Origin of the sequence: Clostridioides sp. ZZV15-6383 (assembly GCF_020657735.1) — a bacterium.
GTDB lineage: Bacteria > Bacillota > Clostridia > Peptostreptococcales > Peptostreptococcaceae > Clostridioides > Clostridioides difficile_D.
In genome coordinates, this window is record NZ_JAGWCV010000026.1 from 13,947 (window position 1) to 35,268 (window position 21,322).

General features: G+C 28.8%; 25 protein-coding genes. 24 read left to right on the forward strand and 1 reads right to left on the reverse strand.

The window, feature by feature from the left end; all coding sequences use genetic code 11:
• Positions 1 to 13: 13 nt before the first annotated feature.
• The 20 genes from KGF42_RS10980 to KGF42_RS11070 all read left to right on the forward strand — a co-directional run bounded on the left by KGF42_RS10980 (position 14) and on the right by KGF42_RS11070 (position 16,938).
• Positions 14 to 1,477 carry a M1 family metallopeptidase gene (locus KGF42_RS10980; RefSeq protein ID WP_227826310.1) on the forward strand — a complete coding sequence of 488 codons (1,464 nt, stop codon included), beginning with the start codon at positions 14 to 16 and terminating at the stop codon, positions 1,475 to 1,477.
• 84 nt (positions 1,478 to 1,561) lie between these two features.
• On the forward strand, positions 1,562 to 2,359 hold the full coding sequence (locus KGF42_RS10985) for an MBL fold metallo-hydrolase (protein ID WP_227826311.1): 798 nt from the start codon (positions 1,562 to 1,564) through the stop codon (positions 2,357 to 2,359).
• A 12-nt stretch (positions 2,360 to 2,371) separates the two neighbouring features.
• Positions 2,372 to 2,839, forward strand: a complete 468-nt coding sequence (locus KGF42_RS10990) for a hypothetical protein (protein WP_227826312.1) — start codon at positions 2,372 to 2,374, stop codon at positions 2,837 to 2,839.
• An 18-nt stretch (positions 2,840 to 2,857) separates the two neighbouring features.
• Positions 2,858 to 3,304 (forward strand): hypothetical protein, encoded by a 447-nt coding sequence (locus KGF42_RS10995; RefSeq protein WP_227826313.1) that lies wholly within the window; start codon positions 2,858 to 2,860, stop codon positions 3,302 to 3,304.
• Positions 3,305 to 3,344: 40 nt separating this feature from the next.
• Complete coding sequence (locus tag KGF42_RS11000) at positions 3,345 to 3,647, forward strand: EAL domain-containing protein (RefSeq protein WP_255650953.1); 303 nt, start codon at positions 3,345 to 3,347, stop codon at positions 3,645 to 3,647.
• A 72-nt stretch (positions 3,648 to 3,719) separates the two neighbouring features.
• Positions 3,720 to 4,199, forward strand: a complete 480-nt coding sequence (gene rlmH, locus KGF42_RS11005) for a 23S rRNA (pseudouridine(1915)-N(3))-methyltransferase RlmH (RefSeq protein ID WP_227826314.1) — start codon at positions 3,720 to 3,722, stop codon at positions 4,197 to 4,199.
• A gap of 148 nt (positions 4,200 to 4,347) precedes the next feature.
• Positions 4,348 to 5,022 (forward strand): restriction endonuclease, encoded by a 675-nt coding sequence (locus KGF42_RS11010; RefSeq protein ID WP_227826315.1) that lies wholly within the window; start codon positions 4,348 to 4,350, stop codon positions 5,020 to 5,022.
• Positions 4,997 to 6,550, forward strand: a complete 1,554-nt coding sequence (locus KGF42_RS11015; protein WP_227826316.1) for a hypothetical protein — start codon at positions 4,997 to 4,999, stop codon at positions 6,548 to 6,550. Before KGF42_RS11010 ends, KGF42_RS11015 begins: the two co-directional genes overlap by 26 nt.
• A gap of 204 nt (positions 6,551 to 6,754) precedes the next feature.
• Positions 6,755 to 6,931: a hypothetical protein gene (locus KGF42_RS11020; protein WP_227826317.1), complete on the forward strand. Its 177-nt coding sequence runs from the start codon at positions 6,755 to 6,757 to the stop codon at positions 6,929 to 6,931.
• A gap of 121 nt (positions 6,932 to 7,052) precedes the next feature.
• A complete protein-coding gene (locus KGF42_RS20470; protein ID WP_413927009.1) occupies positions 7,053 to 7,631 on the forward strand; it encodes a transposase in 579 nt (192 codons plus the stop codon).
• A gap of 39 nt (positions 7,632 to 7,670) precedes the next feature.
• Positions 7,671 to 8,213, forward strand: a complete 543-nt coding sequence (locus KGF42_RS20475) for a transposase (RefSeq protein WP_413927010.1) — start codon at positions 7,671 to 7,673, stop codon at positions 8,211 to 8,213.
• 314 nt (positions 8,214 to 8,527) lie between these two features.
• On the forward strand, positions 8,528 to 8,839 hold the full coding sequence (locus tag KGF42_RS11030) for a PTS sugar transporter subunit IIB (RefSeq protein ID WP_255643424.1): 312 nt from the start codon (positions 8,528 to 8,530) through the stop codon (positions 8,837 to 8,839).
• Positions 8,840 to 8,886: 47 nt separating this feature from the next.
• Positions 8,887 to 9,204, forward strand: a complete 318-nt coding sequence (locus KGF42_RS11035) for a PTS lactose/cellobiose transporter subunit IIA (protein ID WP_227822748.1) — start codon at positions 8,887 to 8,889, stop codon at positions 9,202 to 9,204.
• A gap of 212 nt (positions 9,205 to 9,416) precedes the next feature.
• Positions 9,417 to 10,118, forward strand: coding sequence for a GntR family transcriptional regulator (locus KGF42_RS11040; RefSeq protein ID WP_227822749.1), 702 nt, complete (start codon positions 9,417 to 9,419; stop codon positions 10,116 to 10,118).
• Positions 10,119 to 10,337: 219 nt separating this feature from the next.
• Entirely contained in the window at positions 10,338 to 11,639 is a 1,302-nt protein-coding gene (locus KGF42_RS11045; RefSeq protein WP_227822750.1) for a PTS transporter subunit EIIC, read from the forward strand.
• A 132-nt stretch (positions 11,640 to 11,771) separates the two neighbouring features.
• On the forward strand, positions 11,772 to 12,866 hold the full coding sequence (locus KGF42_RS11050) for a MupG family TIM beta-alpha barrel fold protein (RefSeq protein ID WP_227822751.1): 1,095 nt from the start codon (positions 11,772 to 11,774) through the stop codon (positions 12,864 to 12,866).
• Position 12,867: 1 nt separating this feature from the next.
• Positions 12,868 to 14,001, forward strand: coding sequence for an amidohydrolase/deacetylase family metallohydrolase (locus KGF42_RS11055; RefSeq protein ID WP_227822752.1), 1,134 nt, complete (start codon positions 12,868 to 12,870; stop codon positions 13,999 to 14,001).
• A 17-nt stretch (positions 14,002 to 14,018) separates the two neighbouring features.
• On the forward strand, positions 14,019 to 15,128 hold the full coding sequence (locus tag KGF42_RS11060) for a DgaE family pyridoxal phosphate-dependent ammonia lyase (protein ID WP_227826318.1): 1,110 nt from the start codon (positions 14,019 to 14,021) through the stop codon (positions 15,126 to 15,128).
• Positions 15,129 to 15,200: 72 nt separating this feature from the next.
• A complete protein-coding gene (gene dagF, locus KGF42_RS11065) occupies positions 15,201 to 15,941 on the forward strand; it encodes a 2-dehydro-3-deoxy-phosphogluconate aldolase (protein ID WP_227826319.1) in 741 nt (246 codons plus the stop codon).
• Positions 15,942 to 15,945: 4 nt separating this feature from the next.
• Positions 15,946 to 16,938 carry a sugar kinase gene (locus KGF42_RS11070; RefSeq protein ID WP_227826320.1) on the forward strand — a complete coding sequence of 331 codons (993 nt, stop codon included), beginning with the start codon at positions 15,946 to 15,948 and terminating at the stop codon, positions 16,936 to 16,938.
• 76 nt (positions 16,939 to 17,014) lie between these two features.
• Here KGF42_RS11070 and KGF42_RS11075 read toward each other — a convergent pair whose 3' ends face one another.
• Entirely contained in the window at positions 17,015 to 17,896 is an 882-nt protein-coding gene (locus KGF42_RS11075) for a LysR family transcriptional regulator (protein ID WP_227826321.1), read from the reverse strand.
• Between the two features lie 270 nt (positions 17,897 to 18,166).
• Between KGF42_RS11075 and KGF42_RS11080 the strand changes: the two genes are divergently transcribed.
• From KGF42_RS11080 to KGF42_RS11095, 4 genes are read left to right on the forward strand one after another with little or no spacing between them, the layout of a single operon-like run.
• A complete protein-coding gene (locus tag KGF42_RS11080; RefSeq protein WP_227826322.1) occupies positions 18,167 to 19,555 on the forward strand; it encodes a hypothetical protein in 1,389 nt (462 codons plus the stop codon).
• A 27-nt stretch (positions 19,556 to 19,582) separates the two neighbouring features.
• Positions 19,583 to 20,536: an NAD(P)H-dependent oxidoreductase gene (locus KGF42_RS11085; protein ID WP_227820928.1), complete on the forward strand. Its 954-nt coding sequence runs from the start codon at positions 19,583 to 19,585 to the stop codon at positions 20,534 to 20,536.
• Between the two features lie 52 nt (positions 20,537 to 20,588).
• Positions 20,589 to 20,813 (forward strand): hypothetical protein, encoded by a 225-nt coding sequence (locus KGF42_RS11090; RefSeq protein ID WP_107594883.1) that lies wholly within the window; start codon positions 20,589 to 20,591, stop codon positions 20,811 to 20,813.
• The gene (locus KGF42_RS11095; RefSeq protein ID WP_227820927.1) at positions 20,806 to 21,318 is read left to right on the forward strand and encodes a DUF1097 domain-containing protein; all 513 of its coding nucleotides are present in this window, start codon (positions 20,806 to 20,808) and stop codon (positions 21,316 to 21,318) included. Before KGF42_RS11090 ends, KGF42_RS11095 begins: the two co-directional genes overlap by 8 nt.
• The last annotated feature ends 4 nt before the right edge of the window (positions 21,319 to 21,322 follow it).

The following is a 21,322-nucleotide window of genomic DNA, read 5'->3' on the forward strand; positions in this document are numbered from 1 at the left end:
AGGAGGAGATATTTTGGTTATAAAATTCAACCAAAAAGTAAGAAGAACATTATCAGTAGCAATTCTATTTATGGTATTAATAATAGGTTGCTTTATAGAAAAGGATGACAGTTTAGAAACATTCAAAGAAAAAACTAATTCAAAAATAAATCAATATAATATAGATGTTATATTTGATGACGAAACTAAGAGGTTAATGTGCAATCAGAGTATTGAGTACATAAATAATACAAAATCCAGTATAGACAAAATATATTTCCACATATATCCGAATGCTTTTTCAAAAAAAGATTTTGCTCCTTTTGAAAAACATGAAATGACAAGAGCTTATCCTAATGGATTTAATGAAGGATATATAGATATAAAGAATATATTAAATAATAATAGTAAAATGGAATATAAAATTAAAGGGGATAAAAATGATATATTAGAAATAGAATTAGGTAAAGAACTAAAACCAAATGAAAGAACATCATTAGATATAAAATATAATGTAAAAATACCAAATTCAGTTGGAAGGTTTGGATATGGAGAAAATACTATAAATGTTACTAATTGGTTTCCTATAGCCTGTGTCAATGATGAAAGAGGATGGAACCTAAAGAGCTATGAAACTATTGGTGACCCATTTTATAGTGAAACTAGCGATTTTCATGTGAAACTATTGATTCCAAACAAATATAAAATTGCTCATACAGGAAAACTTGTTAATGATAAACATGACAGTAAGAAGATGTTGTATGAAATAGAAGCTGAAAATGTTAGAGATTTTGCATTTATATTAAGTAGTAAATTTGATGTAAATAAAGTAGACTCAAGAGGAGTAGCTATTAATACATACAATTTAAATAAGAAGTTTTCTAAGAAGGCAACTGAAGTTGCTAAAGATTCAATAAATATATTTAGTGAATTATTTGGCAAATATCCATACAAAGAATTCTCCGTTGTAGCAAGTGATTTTTTTATAGGGGGAATGGAATATCCTATGCTTGTTATGATAGACCAAAGCTTATATAATGAAAAAAATGAATTTTTACTAGAATATGTTATTGCTCATGAGACAGCACATCAATGGTGGTATTCTGCTGTTGGAAATGATGAAATAAGTGAACCTTGGTTGGATGAGGCACTTACTGAATATTCTACAATAGTTTACTTTGAGCAAAAGTATGGTAAAGAAATAGCAAATAAACTTATAAAAACTATGGAGATACAGACAAAAAGTTATTTGAGTGAAAATATATTTAAACCAGCAAATGAGTATAAAAATTCTACTGAATACAGTTTAAATGTTTATACAAAAGGTGCAATAGCATTTAATGAAATAAGAAAAGAAGTTGGTGATAAAGTATTTTTTGAGACTTTAAATGAATATTATAATAAATATAAGCATAAAAATGTTAATGGAAGAGCTTTTGTGGAGCTATGGAATAGTAAAGGGGTAGACATAAATAAGATTATAAGTGAATATAAGTAAATTTCGTACAGAGTATTAAATTTTATTTAATACTCTGTTTTTTTGGTATAATATAATCTATAAGGCAGAAAAAGAGGTGAAAGAATGCTAAAGTATTGTTCAGTGGGAAGTGGAAGTAGTGGTAATTGCCATTATATAGGATATAAAAATACTAATATATTAGTAGATGCAGGATTAAGTGGAAAGAGAATAACTACAGGTCTTAAAGACATTGATGTAGATGTAGATAAATTAAAAGGAATATTTATAACACATGAGCATGTTGACCATATAAAAGGAGCAGGTATATTATCAAGAAAGTTTGATATACCAGTATTTGCTAATATAAAGACATGGTGTTCTATGAAGGATAAGCTAGGTGATATCAAAGATAAAAATATGAAGGTTTTTGAAAATGATAAAACTTATTCATTAGGAGATATTATAGTGAGACCTTTTTCAATAGAACATGATGCGTCTGACCCAGTTGGCTATAATTTTTATACAGAGAGTGATGAAAAGATATCTATAGCTACTGATATAGGATGTATAACTCAAAATATAAAAAAACATTTATACAAATCTAAGTTAGTAGTTTTAGAATCAAATTATGACCCTAATATGCTTATGATGGGTTCATATACATATGCTTTAAAGAAAAGAGTAATGTCAAATACTGGTCATTTATCTAATGAAGATGCAGCTAATTTCTGTGTTGAGCTTATTAATGAAGGTACAGAATCTATATTATTAGCACACTTAAGTAAAGAAAATAATTTCCCTGAGTTGGCATATGAGACTTCAAAAGGAGTATTAGCATCAAATGATATAGTAGTTGGACAAGATGTAAAACTAGATGTATTATCACGAAATGATGTTTCTAATGTTTATGAGATAAAGTAGAGGTGAATAACTTTGCTAAAAAGAAATTTCGAAAATGTTGAAGATAATAAAATTTTATATTCTATAAAGCAAGGAATGATTTTAGCGATACCTGCTATTATGACTGGTTCAACTGCTCTTGTCATTTTAAATCTTCCAATAAAGGCTTATCAAGAGTATTTATCAAGCTTGTTTAATGGTGAAATTGCAAATCTTCTTAACTTTATAAATGATTCTACTTTAGGAATTATTTCATTAATAATATTATTAACAATAAGTTATAGTTATGGGAAAATATATGGGAGCAAGTATACAGTACTTGTTCCTATAGTTGCAATGTGCTCTTTTTTAGTGTTTTCAAGTGGAAATGAACTTAATTCCTATATAGAAATATTCAAGACCAAGTGGTTATTTACAGCTATTATTGTTGCTATGACATCTTCTGTATTGTTTATAAAACTTACAGAATTTGTTACAAGTGTAAAGTTTCATACAGAATGAGCTGATGCAGACTTTAATATGGTAGTCTCAGCTATAGTTCCTTTCATAATAGTAGTATTTTTGTTTTCTATTTTTAGAGTGATAATGATAAGTCTAATTGGTAGTTCAAACTTTCAAGATATATTTCTTAACTATTACAAGTTATGTGGCTATGTCTGTAGGGATTGTACCATGTACAGTTTCTGCTGTAGAATGGACATCACTATATTTTTAAGTGGATATATGGCTACAGATTTACTAAGAGGTAGTTTGTTGCAATTATTTAATCTATGCATGGGAGTTATGATTTATATTCCATTTATAAAGATGTCGCAAAATAGATATACATATATATTTAACAATAACATAGAAAACTTAACAAACTTAGTAAAAAGGTATGAATTGACAGGTGAACAGTCTAATCTTCTAAATCATAATGGTAAAATAGGTTCAATTTCAAAAATATTGGCATCAAATAATTGTTGAGCGTATAAATGCGATACATAACTTAGGAATAAAGCTAATTATGGATGATTTTGGCATGGGGCATAGTTCTCTTATATATCTTCAAAATAATAATTTTGATATAGTTAAGTTAGATGGTTCGTTAGTTAAAGAAGTACTTACAAATAAAAGAAGTAGTGAAATCATAATTTCTATTGTTAATCTTTCAAAGAACTTGAATTTTGATATAATTGTTGAGTATGTTGAAAATTTGAACCAAAGAGATAAGTTATATGAATTAGGATGTGAAATATATCAAGGATATTATTATAGTAAAGCTATACCTTTCGAGGAATTTATAGAGTATGCAAATCAAGAAATATAGAGATAATTTTATAGAGTTTGTAAGTTCTATTAGTATATAAATTTGCAACAAATTTAAGTTTAGGAGAAACATATGAATATAAGTATAGTTGTAGTAGGTAAAATTAAAGAAAAATATTTAAAATTAGGTATTGATGAGTTTAAGAAAAGGCTTTCTAAGTATTGTAAGTTAGAAATTATAGAGTTGGATGATGAAAAAGCTCCAGAGAGTTTGAGTGCTAAGGAAATGGAAATTATAAAAGATAAAGAAGGAAAGAAAATTTTAGGGAAGATAAAGCATAATAGTTATGTTATAGCCTTGGCTATTGATGGGAAGGGTTTATCCTCTAAAGAGCTTGCTAAGAATATGAGTGATTTAGCAGTTAGAGGTAATAGTAGTCTCTGTTTTATAATAGGAGGTTCTCTAGGGCTTTCTGATGAGGTCTTAGGAAGAGCTGATTATAGGTTATCTTTTTCTAGGATGACTTTTCCTCATCAGATGATGAGATTGATATTGTTAGAACAGATTTATAGGGCTTATAGGATAAATAATGGAGAACCGTATCACAAGTAAGGGAGCGCGGTTTTTGAAAAAATAATTTGAGAATGTAAGAATAAGTAACTTTCTAGTAAAGTTGCTTATTTTACTGTATAAGTGATAACTATGCTAAACTGATATGTTATAATTTAAAATAGAATATAATCAGGAGGTATGAATATCAATGAATAAGCCAGTTTTAACTATAAATAGGCTAATATCAGAAGCTAAACAATTTTGTAAAATACAAAGCAAAGAGAATCATATAGAATTATTAGGAGTTACAGATGGTAAAGCAGTAGGGACATATATAGAACATAAATTCCAAAATTATCTTAATAACAAATATACTATGGAAATTGGAAGTAGTGCAAAAGGAATAGATTTACCATCTAAGGATATAAATACGGATATAAAAGTAACATCAGTAAAACAGCCTCAGTCATCATGTCCGTATAGGGACTCAAAGCAAAAAATATTTGGATTAGGATATAATCTTTTAGTATTTGTTTACAATAAGAAAGATAATGCAGATAGATGCGAATTAGATTTTGAATATTGTACATTTGTTCCTAATGAAAGAACTGCTGATTTTACAACTACTAAAATGATAAGAGATATAATTGAAGCAGATGGGAATGAAGAAGATATAATATCATATTTCTATAATATAAATTTACCTGGAGATGAGATAACATATAATCAGATAGCTGAGAGAATAATGGAGGCCACTCCTAAGCAGGGTTATTTAACTATATCTAATGCATTACAGTGGAGATTACAATATAAGAGAGTAATAACACTAAACAATGGTGTGGAAGGAATTGTTAACTTTGAAAAGAACGAACTTGATAAATAATTTAGAACTAACAGAACTAGAAAGAGGAGATTACCAAACACCGCTGGATTTTGCAAAGGTGGTATGTGAGTATATAAAGTCGCATAGAGGATGTAACCCAAAAAAAATAATAGAGCCTACATGTGGTCTAGGTAATTTTATAGATGCATCAATTCATGTTTTTGATAACATTGAAAAAATATATGGAATTGAGATAGAGAACTCATACTATAAAGAAATAGTAGAAAAATTTAAACATAAAAAAATGATAAATTTATTTAATGAAAATATATTTAACTTTAATTTTGATGTAATTAATAATTCGATTTCTAATGATGAAGAATTGTTGATAATTGGGAACCCTCCATGGGTAACAAATTCTCAATTAGAGAGTATAAATAGTATAAATCTACCTTCTAAAAAAAATCTAAAAAAATTAGGTGGATTAGATGCCATGACAGGTAAAAGTAATTTTGATATATCAGAGTATATAATATTAAAACTAATAGAAACATTTCAAGGCAAAAAAGCTACAATTGCTATGTTGTGCAAAAATACAGTTATAAGAAATATAGTAAGAGATATAAATTCATTTGATTTTAAAATAAGAGGTATAGAGATGGTTAGTTTTGATTCAAAGGAAGTATTTGGAATATCTTGTGATGCAAGCTTACTGATATTAGATATATCAAATATGTTAGAAACAAAATGTAATGTATATAATATATACGAAGGAAGAGATATCATCAGAAGTTTTGGTTGGAGTGAAGATCACAAAATTTTCATATCAGATATGAATGAATATAACCAAATTTCTAATATAGATGGAGAATGTAAACTTGAATGGAGACAAGGTATAAAACATGACTGTTCAAAAATAATGCAATTGAGTAAAAATAATAATCTATATGTAAATGGAAATAAAGATGAAATAGAGTTAGAAGAAGACTATATATATCCTATGTTAAAAAGTTCGGATATAAAAAATACAATCATAAATGATACAAGGAAGTATGTAATCGTAACTCAAAGAAAAGTAGGTCAAGATACCAATGTAATTGAGTTAGAAGCACCTAATCTGTGGAATTATCTAATGAGTAATGCAGAATATTTAGATAAGAGAAAATCATCTATATATAAAAAGGCACCAAGATTTTCTATATTTGGGGTAGGTGACTATTCTTTTGCTACGTATAAAGTTTGCATATCTGGATTTTATAAAGAACCTAAATTTTCTTTAGCATTTAGAAGTGATAATAAACCTATTATGTTAGATGATACGTGTTACTTTTTAGGATTTGATACTTTTAAAGATGCACTGATAACTACCATCTTATTAAATAGTGAGTTAGTTAATACATTCTTGAAATCTATTGCATTCTTAGATTCTAAAAGACCATATACGAAAGAAATATTAAAAAGATTAGATTTAGAAAAAATTTACAATAATTTTAGCTATGAGCAATTTAATGACATTAAAAATAAACTTAATGTGGATATAGCAATAACAAAAGATGATTACTTAGAATACCGTTTTATTTTCAACTAAAATAATAATATCGAATTTGATAGTGAGTTATCTTCAAGTCAATTGAAATTAGATTTTGACACATTATCAGAAATTGCAATAACTAAAGAATAATAGACAATGGATTAAAAATCAATTTGAAATATATATTATAACTATGATGAAGCTAGATGAGGTTAAATACTTCATCTAGCTTATTTTGTGTCCAAATAATGAGGAAAAATAATGATAATAAATATTTGGAAAAATCAAGACTTAGAATTGGTAAAGGAGCTACCAAAAGAAGTATTATCTGCAATAGAAACTAACATAGAAATACTAGATGAAAACTACGGTACAGAAAGAACAGCAGAAAATTTAGGTGGATACGTAGTTGTAGTAGATAAAGCTGGTATAGAATAACTAAAACAACATCAACTAAGAGGAATAATACCTAAATACATAGACGAAATAGAAGGGGGCTGTCGCACTAAAAAATAAATCCCAAGTTCAAAAGAGCCTGGGATTCTTGTATAATAATTGTATGCAAAAACAAAATACTATACAAATTGATTATACTACTTATGGTAATAATTATCAATTTAAATTACCACTAAATATTGATTACATGATTCCAAAAGATGATTCTATAAGGTTATTAAGTCAAATTATTAAGGAGATGAATTTAGAAAAGTTATATAAGACTTATTCTCGAATTAGAGGAAATAGAGTAACCTCTAGACAACTTTTGAAAATTATAATATATGCAAATATGAATTGTATTTATTCTTCAAGAAAAATAGAACAAGCATGTAAAAGAGATATTAACTTTATGTATCTTTTATGCGGAGCCTCCGCTCTAGACCATTCAACAATTGAAAGATTTCGCAGTATTCATTTTTCACAAGTAAGCAAAAATTTGTTTGCACAGTTTACAAACTTTCTTGGAGATAATAAGGAGATTTCAAAAGATTCTCTATTTATTAATGGTACAAAAATAGAGTCATCTGCCAATAGATATACTTTTGTTTGGAAAAAATCTATTGAAGAGCATACAAAATTTAAATATCCTAAAATAGTAGCTGATTCTGGATATGAAAGTGAGGAAACTATACATTTTTAGAGTGTAATAATCAATTATCTTTCATAAAGCCTGCAAATTATGAAATTAGTAAAACTAAAAAATATAAAAATAATAGGGCGTATTGATAATATGGATTATGATGAAAAAAATGATTATTATATTTGTAAAAATGGCAAAAAACTATTTGATAATAAAATAATCAATAGAAAATCAAAAACAGGATATAAAAGTAAAATAACTTGTTATATTTGTAAAGAATGCCGTGATTGTCAATATAAAAGCAGTTGTATTAAGGGAAATAATAGTAAGATTCCTCTTGAAAATAGAACTAAAAATTTACAAGTATCTAAGTTATTTCATGAAAAAAGAAAAGAAAATTTAAAGAGAATTATAAGCCCGGAAGGGTGTCAACTTAGAATGAATAGAAGTATACAAGCAGAAGGAGCTTTCGCTCAATTAAAACAAAATATGAAATTTAGAAGATTTTTAAGCCGAGGTAAAGAAAATGTTCTATCAGAATGTATTATTGTAGCGATAGCTCATAACATTTCTAGACTACACAATAAAATAATAAAAAATAAACGTGGAGTATATCTTCATCATTTAAAAGAAGTATTCTAAATTTATTATTTATAGTTAAATATTATCTGAAAAAATGGTATTTTTATACCTTTATTTGTTATGCATAATTTTACTTAGAACATAAGCTTTATATAAAACAATTAAAAATATCCCCATTAAGATAAGTAAAAAAAGCTGTCACAGAACAAATTTAATTTGCTAATGCGACAGCCCCTTTTTGTTAATTTGATACTTAATAATATTAAAATAACAAAAAAGTATTGAAAGTATACAGCATTTAAGGTAGAATTAAATAAAATATTATAACATTATAATGTTTATATAGTTGTTAATAAAAATTTGGAGGAAAATATATGATAAAAATAATGTTGGCCTGCTCAGCAGGAATGTCTACAAGTTTATTAGTTACTAAGATGGAAAGTGCAGCTAAAGAAAACGGTATAGAGTCGCAAATTTGGGCAATACCAGAATCAACTATACAAAATGAAATAGAAAAATGTGATGTCTTATTATTAGGACCACAAGTTAGATACATATTACCTAAGGCTCAGGAAATTGCTAAGCCATATAATGTACCAGTAGAGGTTATAAATATGATGCACTATGGAACAGTTAATGGAGAAGCTGTTTTAAATAGAGCAATAGAACTTAACAACACTAAGTAATAGAAAATATAATATATTTTAAATATATAAATTGGGAGAATCAAAGAATGGATGAAAAGATTATAGAAATATCTTTTAATATAATAGGTTATGCAGGTGAAGGTAAAGGATTAGCTTTTGAGGCAATAAAAGAAGCTAAGAATGGAAATATGGAAAAAGCAAAAGAATTATTAAAAGAGTCTAAGGAAGTTATAAATAAGGCACATAGATATCAAACAGAATTAATACAAAACGAAGCTAGTGGAAACAAAACTGAAATAAGTGTAATACTTGTACATGCACAGGACCACTTAATGAATGGTATGAATTTCCAACAGTTGGCTGAGGAAATCGTTGATTTACATTTGAAGTTAGAAGGTAAATAAAAATTAAAGACAATAAATTAAGAGAGTTCTTAAAATATACATTGTGTGTTGCACACTAATTGCTAGATTGTTGGTTCAATGTTTGGTGAGCAGTACATTGGATTTGTTTTGAGGACTCTTTTTGTATTGAGTTTAAAGTTAATAGATATTTACTATTAATAGTATAAGATTATATGTTATAATATTATAACATATAATTTAAGAGGTGAATCATGTTAAAGAATCAACCATTATATATACAAGTAGTAGATATATTAAAGCAAAAAATATTAAATAACGAATATAAAATTAATGAAAATATTCCAACTGAAAGAGAATTGGAGGAAGGCTTTGGGGTCAGTAAAATTACTATTAGAAAAGCTATTGAGATATTAGAATCAGAAGGGTATGTAGAGAAAAAAAGTGGAAAAGGGACAAAAGTAGTAAGTAATAGTCTTTTTAATAAACTATCTAAGGCAGAGTCTTTTTCAAGTATACTTTTATCTAAAGGTCATAAGTTATCTAAAGAGACTATTTCAATTGAAAAAATAATAAATGATGCAAATTCACAAGTCTTTAGCATATTTGGGGAAAAATGTAACAAGATTAATAGAATGTATTACTTGGATAGTAAGCCATATATATTTTTTACTCATTATATACCTTTTGATGAAAACCTGACTGTTGAAAATTTTAATAATGAAAGTTCTTTATATATGTATTTATATAGAAGAAATATAAATATAACTAGATTTGAAGATGAATTTTTTATAGAAGAATCAGAACTAGAAGTATCAAAGGCTCTAAATCTAGATAAAGACATATTATTAGGAAGAAAAAGAAAGACCTATGATGAGAGTGACAATATAGTTGAGTTATCATTTGCAAGATATAATACAGAAGTACAAAATTACATAATTAAATATGAAATATAATGAAAATCCTGAGTTTATTAAAATGATAATATGCTCAGGATTTTTATTTATAAAAATAAAAAAATATTATAACATTATAATGTTTACAACTAAACATTATAATGTTATAATATTTTTAACAAATAAGTGATATTATCAAATATATAAAAATTAGTTTTTGTCGTGAAATCGTTATTGAATTATAAATAAAGAGGAATATCACTAATACAGGAGGGAATTATGGAAAAATTTGCAAGTTTTTTAGAGCGTAAGGTTATGCCTGTAGCAGCGAAGATAAGCAATCAAAGACATATGAGAGCTGTAAGAGCAGGTATAATAGCAACATTACCACTAACAATAGTGGGGTCATTTTTCACAATATTATTAAACATACCTATTGATGCCTATATGGATTTTATAGCTCCATTTAGAGAAACATTAGATATACCATTTAGATATACTGTAGGATTTTTATCTCTATATGCTACCTTTGGGATAGCATCATCACTTGCTAAAAGCTACGATTTAGATACAACAGGTGTTGGTATGCTTGCAGTTATGGCGTTTTTAGTTTCCACAATAGTTCCAACTCAAGTAGTTGAACCAGTAGGTGGAGTTATAGAAGCTGGTAGATGGATGGATATGGCAAAACTTAATTCACCATCATTGTTTGGAGCTATTGTAACATCATTAATTACAGTTGAGATATATCGTTTCATGAAGGAAAAGAATATTACAATTAAGATGCCAGCAGGAGTTCCAGTAGAGGTTTCAAATTCATTTACTGCATTATTACCAACAGCAGTAATATTAATGTTATTCTGGGTAATAAGACATATTTTAGGATTTGATATAAGTGCAGCACTAAGTGCTATGCTATCACCTTTAAAAGGATTCTTATCAGGAAATAGTTTAGGTGGTGGAATATTAACAGTATTCTTAATAACAGTATTCTGGGTACTTGGAATACATGGTCCAGCTATAATGGGGCCAGTAATAAGACCTATATGGGATATGTCTATAGCAGAAAATATAACTGCATTCACAGAAGGAGTATCAGCTCATGCAATGCCAAACATATTTACAGAACAATTTTTACAGTGGTATGTGTGGATAGGAGGCGCAGGAGCTACTCTTGCATTAGTTGTAATGTTTATGTTTTCTAAGTCACAATACCTAAAAAGTTTAGGTAGATTAGGATTTTTACCAGGGCTATTTAATATAAATGAACCTATAATATTTGGGGCACCAATAGTTATGAATCCGATACTAGGAATACCATTTATAATTGGGCCTATAATAATGACAGTTCTATCATATGTTCTTACTATTACAGGGATTATACCTATGATGGTAGCAAGATTACCATTTGCAATGCCAGCACCAATAGCGGCAGTAATGAGTACTAACTGGAGTATACTGGCAGGTATATTAGTATTAATCAATTTTGTGATATCATTTGTTGTTTATTATCCATTCTTTAAGGTTTTTGAAAAGCAACAATTACAAAGAGAACAAGAAGAAGCGAGTAAAAATTTATAAAAATACATATAATAGAAGTTTTGTACTATAAACATAGGAAAAAGCTTATAAATTATTAAAGGTGAAGGTAGGAGGTATTACCTTCACTTTTATTTTATATATTTTAAAAAGTGTAATTCGAGGAGGAGAAAGATGGAAAGAAGATTAGGAATATCAGTTTATCCAGAACATAGTAATATGGAAGATGATAAAGCATATATAAAAATGGCTTCAAAATATGGATTTAAAAGAATATTTATGTGTATGCTTTCAATTACAAGACCTAAGAAAGAAGTTAAAAAACATTTTAAAGAGATTATAACTTATGCAAGAGAATTAGGATTTGAAGTAATCCTTGACATAGCTCCAAATATATTTGATATATTAGAAATATCTTATGATGATTTAACATTCTTTAATGAGTTAAATGCTAGCGGAATAAGGCTTGACTATGGATATGATGGAAGTAAAGAAGCTATGATTTCTTTCAATCCATATGATTTGAAAGTAGAACTAAATATGAGTAATGATGTAGCATACTTAGATAATATAATTACGTACAAGCCAAATGTAAATAATATATATGGTTGTCATAATTTTTATCCTCAAAGGGGTACAGGCTTACCATATGATTTCTTTGTAAGATGTTCAAATAGATTTAAAAAGTATGGAATAAGAACTGCTGCTTTTGTTAACTCAAAACATGCAACAATAGGACCTTGGAACATAAATGATGGACTGTGTACACTTGAAATGCATAGAAACTTAGATATATCTACAGCAACTAAGCACTTATTCGCAACTGGATTGATTGATGATGTAATTGTGGGAAATGCATATGCAAGTGAAGATGAATTAAAAAAAATGTCTGAAGTAAATAAATATCAAGTTGTATTTAATGTAGTAGCCGAGGAAGAAACTTCTGAAATAGAGAAGACAATAATGGTAAATGAGCAACACTTTAGAAGAGGGGACATAACTAATCAGGTAGCAAGGTCTACAGAAGTAAGAAAAAAATATGCTAAAGAAAATTTCCCTAAACATGATAATACGACCATCTTTAAAAGAGGAGATGTAGTGATTGGTAATGATGACTTTGGAAAGTATAAAGGGGAATTACAGTTGATACTTCAAGATTGTACAGATGAAAGAAAAAATAAGGTAGGTAGAATAAAGGAAGACGAAATAGTACTTTTAGACTTTATTGAACCTTGGAGTAAATTTAAGATTATTTTAGAGGGAGAGTAAAGTGAAGATAGACATATTAATAAAAGGTGGAAAAACAGTAGATAAAAGTATAATTGATATAGCTATATTAGATAATAAAATAATAGAAGTAAAAAATCAGATAGATGATTCTAAGTATCAGGCAAGCCAAATTATAAACCTAGATGGAGATAAATTTATTAGTGCGGGGTGGATAGATATACATACACACTGCTATGAAAGACTAGACCTTTATAAGGACTATCCTGATGAGGTTGGAATAAAAAGTGGAGTTACTACTGTAGTAGATGCAGGAACAACAGGAGCTTTAGATATAGACAAATTTTATGAAGATACTAAAAAGTATAAAACAAATGTATATGCTTTAATAAATATTGCTAAGCAGGGAATAACATCTCAAGATGAACTTTCAAATATGATGAACATTGATGAAGACAAACTTAAAAATGCAGTTAAAAAATACAAAGATTTTATTGTTGGAATCAAAGCTAGAATGAGTAAAAGTGTTGTAATTTCAAACGGTATTGAACCTTTAAAATTAGCTAAAAGAATAAAGAATGAACTTAATCTACCTATGATGGTTCACTTTGGTAGCTCTCCTCCAACGATAGAGGATATATTCGAATATATGGAAAAAGGAGATATATTAACTCATATATATAATGGAAAGCCAAACGGAATACTTAGAGGTAATAAGGTTAAAAAGGAAATTATAGAAGCTAGAGAAAGAGGTATAATCCTTGATGTAGGTCATGGTACAGAAAGTTTTAGTATAGATGTTGCAATGAAATCTAAGGATGCAGGGATTTTTCCAGACACCATAAGTACAGATATATATATTAAAAACAGAATAAATGGTCCAGTCTATAACCTGTCTACAACAATGGAAAAGTTTATATATATGGGCTATTCACTTGAAGATACAATAAATAAAGTTACTAAGAATGCAGCAGATGCAATAAGTTTAAAAAATAAAGGTTTAATAAAAGAAGGATATGATGCTGATTTAACTATATTTGATGTGGTCAATGAAGAAAAAGAACTTCAAGATTCTTTGAGTAAGTCAGTAATCACAAACACATCTATAAAGCCAAGAGCGGTAATAGTTAATGGAGAATATTTAAATATAGGCGAGTCTATAGAAGAGAATGAGTAGAGGGGAGAAACTATTGTATGAGTAGTATATTTGAAAAGTACTCTGTAAGACGAGTTATAAATGCTTCGGGAAAGATGACTATACTAGGAGTATCAACAGTAGATAAGGAAGTTATTGAAGCAATAGGTGAAGGGTGTAAAAATTTCTTTATAATAGAAGAACTTGTAAATAAAACAGGTGAATATATAGCAAATTTATTAGGGTGTGAAAGTGCAGTAATAGTTTCTAGTGCATCTGCTGGGATTGCACAGAGTGTGGGAGCAGTAATAGCAAAAGATGATATGGGTCTAGTTTACAATGTAAATAGTCCTAAGAAACAAGTAAAAAGGGAAATAATAATTCCAAAAGGGCACAATGTTGATTATGGAGTTCCAGTAGAAGTAATGATAAGACTTGGAGGAGGAGAAGTTGTTGAGGCTGGTTATTCCAATATGTGTAACAAGGAACATATAATAAGAGAGATAAATGAAAATACAGTAGCAATTATGTATATTAAATCGCATCATTGTGTTCAAAAGAGTATGCTGAGTGTGTTAGATGCAGTACAAGTTTCCCAAGAATATAATTTACCTTTGATAGTAGATGCAGCGGCAGAAGAAGATTTAAGTGTATATTATGAATTGGGCGCAGACCTAGTAATATACAGTGGTGCTAAGGCTATAGAGGGTCCTAGCTCGGGGTTAGTAATAGGTAAGAAAAAATACATAGATAATGTAAAGCTTCAATCAAAGGGTATAGGAAGGGCTATGAAAATAGGAAAAGAAAATATCATAGGTCTAACATGTGCAATTGAGAGATATATAAATAATGATAAGGTAACTTTAAAAGAAATGGTGGACAAGCTAAATCCATTTATAGATAAGATAAATACTCTAAAGGGAGTGAGTGCTAGTATAACTAGAGATTCAGCAGGTAGAGAAATACTTCGTGGAGAAATTGAATTTAATGAAGATATAATAAATAAGTCAACACAACAAATTATAAATGAACTTAGAGGAGGAGAGATAGCCATATACACTAGGGACTATAAGGCCAATGAAGGTAAGATTGAGATTGATATAAGGAGTGTAACTGGAAGTGATTTAGATATAATCTATAATAAAATAAAAGAGATAATAGAGAAGTAGAAAAGTAGATAATAGAATAAGTGACATTATAGTGATTTAATAAATTAAATTTTACCAATGGAGGGAATAAATATGAATTGTATACCACAATATTATAAAAATAGAGTTTGTTTAAATGTTCTTGCAGGAAGCATAAAAAATGCTAAAGAAGTATATGATGCTTGTGATGGGCATGTACTAGTAGGAGTATTATCGAAGAATTATAGCACTATAGAAGAAGCTATTGAAGATATGAAAAAATACTCAAAAGAAATAGATAATGCAGTATCTGTTGGACTTGGAGCTGGAGACCCAAATCAGTCAAATATGGTATCTCAGATTTCTAAAGAACTTCAGCCACAACATATAAATCAAGTGTTTACAGGTGTGGCTACATCTAGAGCATTGCTTGGTCAAAATGATAGTATAATAAATGGATTAGTTTCTCCAACTGGTAAACCAGGATTTGTAAAAATATCTACAGGTCCATTAAGTTCAAAAGAAAAAGATGGTATAGTTCCTATAGAAACAGCCATAGCCATGATGAAAGATATGGGAGGAAGCTCAATTAAATTTTTCCCTATGGGAGGACTTAAAACAAAGGATGAATATATAGAAGTTGCAAAAGCTTGTGCAAAGCAGAATTTTTATCTAGAACCAACAGGAGGTATAGACTTAGATAACTTTAAAGAAATAGTTCAAATTGCACTTGATGCTGGTGTAGAAAAAGTTATCCCTCATGTTTATACATCAATAATCGATAAAAAAACAGGTGATACAAAAGTGGAAGATATAAAAACACTTTACAAAATAATGAAAGAATTATTGGGATAGATTTATGAATATATTAGCTTTTGGTGAAATAATGATGAGACTGTCAGTGCCTGATTATAAGTTCTTAACACAAACCAATGAACTAAATTATGTAATTACAGGTACAGGATTAAATATATTATCTGGGCTTAAGAACTTTGGATACAATACCTACATATTGACAAAATTGCCCAATAATAACGTAGGCAAAGCATCAAGTGCAAATATAAGAAAGCTTGGGGTAAAAGATGATTTTATTACATATGGAGGAAATCATATAGGAGTATACTTTCTTGAAAGTGGATATGGAGAAAGGCCTTCAGAAGTGACTTATTTAAATAGGTTAAATAGTTCATTCTGTGAGAGTAGATTACAAGACTATGATATTGATAAATGTCTAGAAGGAATTGATGTAGTCCATATTTGTGGTATTGCTATGCAACTTACAGATTCAGTTAAAGAGATTGCTTTAGAACTAGCTAGAAAGTCTTATGAAAAGGGGATAAAAGTATTCTTTGATTTTAATTTTAGACAATCACTAAACCCAGAAAAGACTTATGATGATTTAGTAAATGATTATAAGAAAATACTACCATATTGCCACGGATTATTTGCTAGTTATAGAGATATAAATAAAATTCTTAATATAGATAATCTAGATATAAAATCGAGTTCAGAATTGATTAAAAAAGAGTATGATATAGATATTGTAGCTGGAACTATGAGAAGATTTGATGATATGAATAATAGATTTATAAAGGGATATATATCAAATAATGATGGTTATTTTGAAAGTAAAGAATATAAGTTGGAAATATATGACAGGGTTGGTGCTGGAGATGGATATGTGGCAGGAATTATATATTCATATTTGGAAAATATGAGTAATGAAGATATAGTTGAGTTTGGGGTTGCTAGTTCAGTGTTAGCACATACAACTTATGGAGATAATTCTTTAGTAAGTATAAGTCATGTATTTAGATTGATGAATAATGAAAAAGTAGATATATTGAGATAGTATTTTTATTAAGTAGAAATAGCATTAACCATATAAAAGTGGCTAATGCTATTTTTATAGTCAATATTAATTAATTTTATATTATAGAAATAAATTTTTCCAATGCTGGATTTGTATTGTTTTTATTCCATACAACTACAACCTCAATTCTATTTTGTACTTCATTTATAGGGACTATTGCAATATCACGCTCTAGCATTGTATCTGTAACACAAAATGAAGGTAAAATGGATATCCCCATGTTAGAGGCTACTAATGATTCAATAGTATTAAGATTATTTGAACGTTGTACAACATTAGGTACAAATCCCGCTTCACGATATCTATTTTGTATCATGGATTTTTGTCCATACTCATCTCCTGTTTCCTTTACAAAAATAAACTTATCATGCTGTAGTTCAATTAAATCAATAGAATCCTCATTGTAAAGTGGATGACCAGACGGTAAAAGGGCTACCAAAGAATATCTTTCTACAGTTTTATATTCAAAGTCTTTTAACGGTTGATTTTCTGGATTAATAACAAAGGCAAGGTCCATAAAATTATTTTTTACTAAGTTTAAAAGTTCGGTTATCTCATTAGTACAAATATCCATAGATATATTAGGGTATGTATTAGAAAATTCTTTTAAATATTGTTGAAATTTGTTTTTTTCATATCCTATTAAGATTCCAATACTCAAAGTTCCAAAAAAACCATGCGCAAATTGTTGTGTTTTTGCAATAGCATCATTAATATTTTTTATTATAGTGCGAGCCTCAGATAAAAAAACTTTCCCAGCTGGTGTTAGTTCAACATGTCGTTTACTTCTTGTAAATAGAGTTACATTTATTCGTTCTTCTAAAGCTTTTATTTGCTGTGTAACAGCAGTTTGGGAAATATAAAATTTTTCTGCTGTTTTGGTAAAACTTAGAGTTTCTGCTACAGATATAAAATATTCTAATTGTTTAGTATTCAAATAATCACCCCTATTTAAACTTAATTGTTTATAAGCCTTATTTATATAATTAAAACTTATTATAGTATAAGAAAATTTACTTTTAAAGAATATTGAAAAATATTTGTATAAAAATATATGTTTTGAGTATATATTTTTATCAGATTTTATAAATTTATTAATAAGAATAACTTATATATTCCCATGAAAACGATATTGGATTTAAGTAAATTTGTCTCATAAAATGAAAGTATATCAATTGATAATACTTTAAATAAGAAGGGAGAAAAAATGGAAGATAAATTTTATTCAAAAGGCAAAGGAAATAATGGATATATTAAAAATCTTGAAGTTTGTTCCTTTAATAACTTAGATGGGACTTGTGGAATGTTTCAAATGGCTCTGTATAAAAGAGATGAAAAATACTATTTATATGGATGTTGTTTTGGGGGAAGTAAAAAAAATGGAGTAATGATTAGTGATGTTACAAATCCTTATAGTCCACAATTTATAAAACATTTTCAAATGTTAGACCCCAAAAAGTATCCTACAACAACAACTCCAAAAATTCAAATAGCAGATGATTTAATGATAGTAGCTATGAGTTGTGGAAGTGGACCAGGGGCACTTGTTGACCAAACTAAGTTAGCAAGTATTAAGTGTGAAGCAGGAATTAGAATATATAGTTTAAAAGAAGACCCTTTAAACCCTAAGTTTTTAGGTTATTGGGATTGTGGCTTAAAGCATGTAATGGGTGTCCATAGATTTATGTATAACGGAGGAAGATATGTACATTTATCAAGTGACTGTGCTGGATTTGAAGGTCTGATTTACAGGGTCATAGATATAATAAATCCTACCAATCCAGTGGAAATAGGTAAATGGTGGAGACCAGACCAATATGCAGATGGGTATCCAAATAGAACTTTTGACCCAGGAGCACCTCATTGCCCAGAATTTATGGATAAAGGATGGCTTCATGGACCTCCATTTGTAAGAGATGGGAAAGCATATTGTGGTTATGGAGGAGCTGGCTTAGTTGTACTAGATGTTGAGGATTTAACAAGACCAAAATGCTTAGGTGAATTACCATTTATGCCTGCATTTTCTAGTAGGCTTGCAGGAGCAAGAACTCATACAGCACTACCATTACCAGGAAGAGATTTAGTTGTTGTTCAAAATGAGGGAGAACGATTTCAATTTTTTAAACCAGAGAGTATTACAGAGGCTCAAGCTATGAATAATATACATATGGTTGATGTTAGTGACCCAACAAAACCAACATTAATTGCTCAATTCCCATATCCTGAAGTGCCAAAAGATTTCCCATATCCTAACTTTAATGTTGCAGGACTAGGAAAACCAGGACCATTTGGTCCACATAACCTTCATGAACCAATGGATAATAAGCCATGGCTAGAGCAAAGAGGAGATAGAGTATATTGCTGTTATTTCCATGCAGGTTTAAGGGTTTATGATGTATCAGATCCATATTACATCAAAGAGTTGGCATATTTTATACCACCAAATCCCAATAAAACGCCAGAAGAATCTTATTTCCCAGGATTCCCAGGACCACGTTTAGCAGTAACAGAAGATCTTATTGTTGATGATAGAGGCTACATCATCATAGATGCCTTAGATGATGGATTCTATATATTAAAAATGAAAGAAGGTTAAATAAACACTAAAGAGGGAGAGTTAAAAATGAAAATACTAGGTATTTCTTTGGGAACAAAAAATGGAAATAATGATACAATGTGTAAAGTTGCACTTAAGGGTGCTCAAGAAGCAGGGGCTGAAGTAGAATTTATTCAAATGTCATCTATTAACATTAAACATTGTACTGGATGTTGTGCGTGTGTCAAGACTTTATTATCTGGAAAAGGTAGTATGTGTGTATTAAAAGATGATTTTGAATGGTTACTTGACAAAATGAAAGATGCTGATGGGATAATAATTTCAGACCCTATCTTTGAAGAGGGAGCATCAGGATTATTCCATACTATAATGGATCGTTTTGGACCAAGAGCAGATAGAGGAAATAATATTATAGGAACAAAAGTTTCAGAAGCTACAGGAGGAAAAATTCCAGATTCAAGAATACTTAATGATAAAGTAATATCATTCATGGGAATAGGAGGTTCTGACTGGGGTACAAGAGTTCAATGTGAACATGCTATGCTAGCTCTAATACCAATGTGGAAAGTTATAGACAATGCTTGGTTTCCATGGGCAAAGGAATTGGTAATGGATGATACAAAACTTGCTCAAGTTCATCAAATAGGTTTAAATATAGTTGAAGCAGCAAAAAATTTTGAAAAAGCTTCATACCAAGGAGAAGAGGGAGTATGTCCACATTGTCACAATAGATTATTCTACCTTGAGCCAGGTACTAAAAAATCAATATGTGCTCTATGTGGTATAGTTGGAGAATTAGATACTACAAGTGGAAAAACTGTATTTAGTTTCCCAGAAGAACAATTAGGTCATGCCCATGATACTTTAGCAGGTAAGTTTATACATGGTGATGATATTAAAAAAATGGAAGGTCATTATGAAGAAGTTCGTAAAACACCAGAATTTAAAGAAAGAAAAACAGCTTATAATTTTATAGAACCATTAACTAAAGAAAATCAAGCTGGAGTTTCATTAGGATAATAATTAAAATACTAAGACTCTTTTTTAAGGGATATTATAGGAGGCTTATTGTATGAATGAAAAGCCAAGCTTTAAACAAATTGAAATTATTCTAGTAGTTATTTGTTTAGTACTTACATATTACAATGTTAGATTAACTCCAGCATTTATTGTTATATTTATACCACTATACTTAAGTTATTTTGTAGTATCTATGATTGCAAATCAAATAGCAATGAAGCTATTAGAGATAAGGCAAGCTAGAGAAGCTACTAATTACGATATAGGAAATGTATAGAAAGAAAAAAGAAATATTAACACTGTCTATGGGGATTGCTTTACTACCTCCTTTATGGGCAGTGTTAGCACCTTATATAGGAATAAAAACTGGAGCTGTAGCACTAATCTGTGCAGGATTATATGTAACTAATGGTAATAAACAAAAAGATGGATTAAAAATAATGTTTGGTTTTTGGTGTGGAGATTTATGGGCAGTGTTGACTATTTTAATTATGGAATATATAAACTTCAATCAAAACCTAGAATTATTTTTAACACTTAGTATATTAGGTTTTTTTGCAGTTATAATTGCATCCTTATTTGAAAAAATAATTTTCCTACCATCATGGCTTTGTGGTTGGGCTATAGGTCTAACTATTATGACAAGTGAAAATATTATTAACTTACAAGATATTTGTATTCAAATTGCTGTAGCTATGGCAGTAGGAGTGTGGTATGTGGGTGCAGGTGTAGATTTGTTTACAAGATATATTTTGAGTAAAGATAAGAAAAAGGAAAATTGAAAGT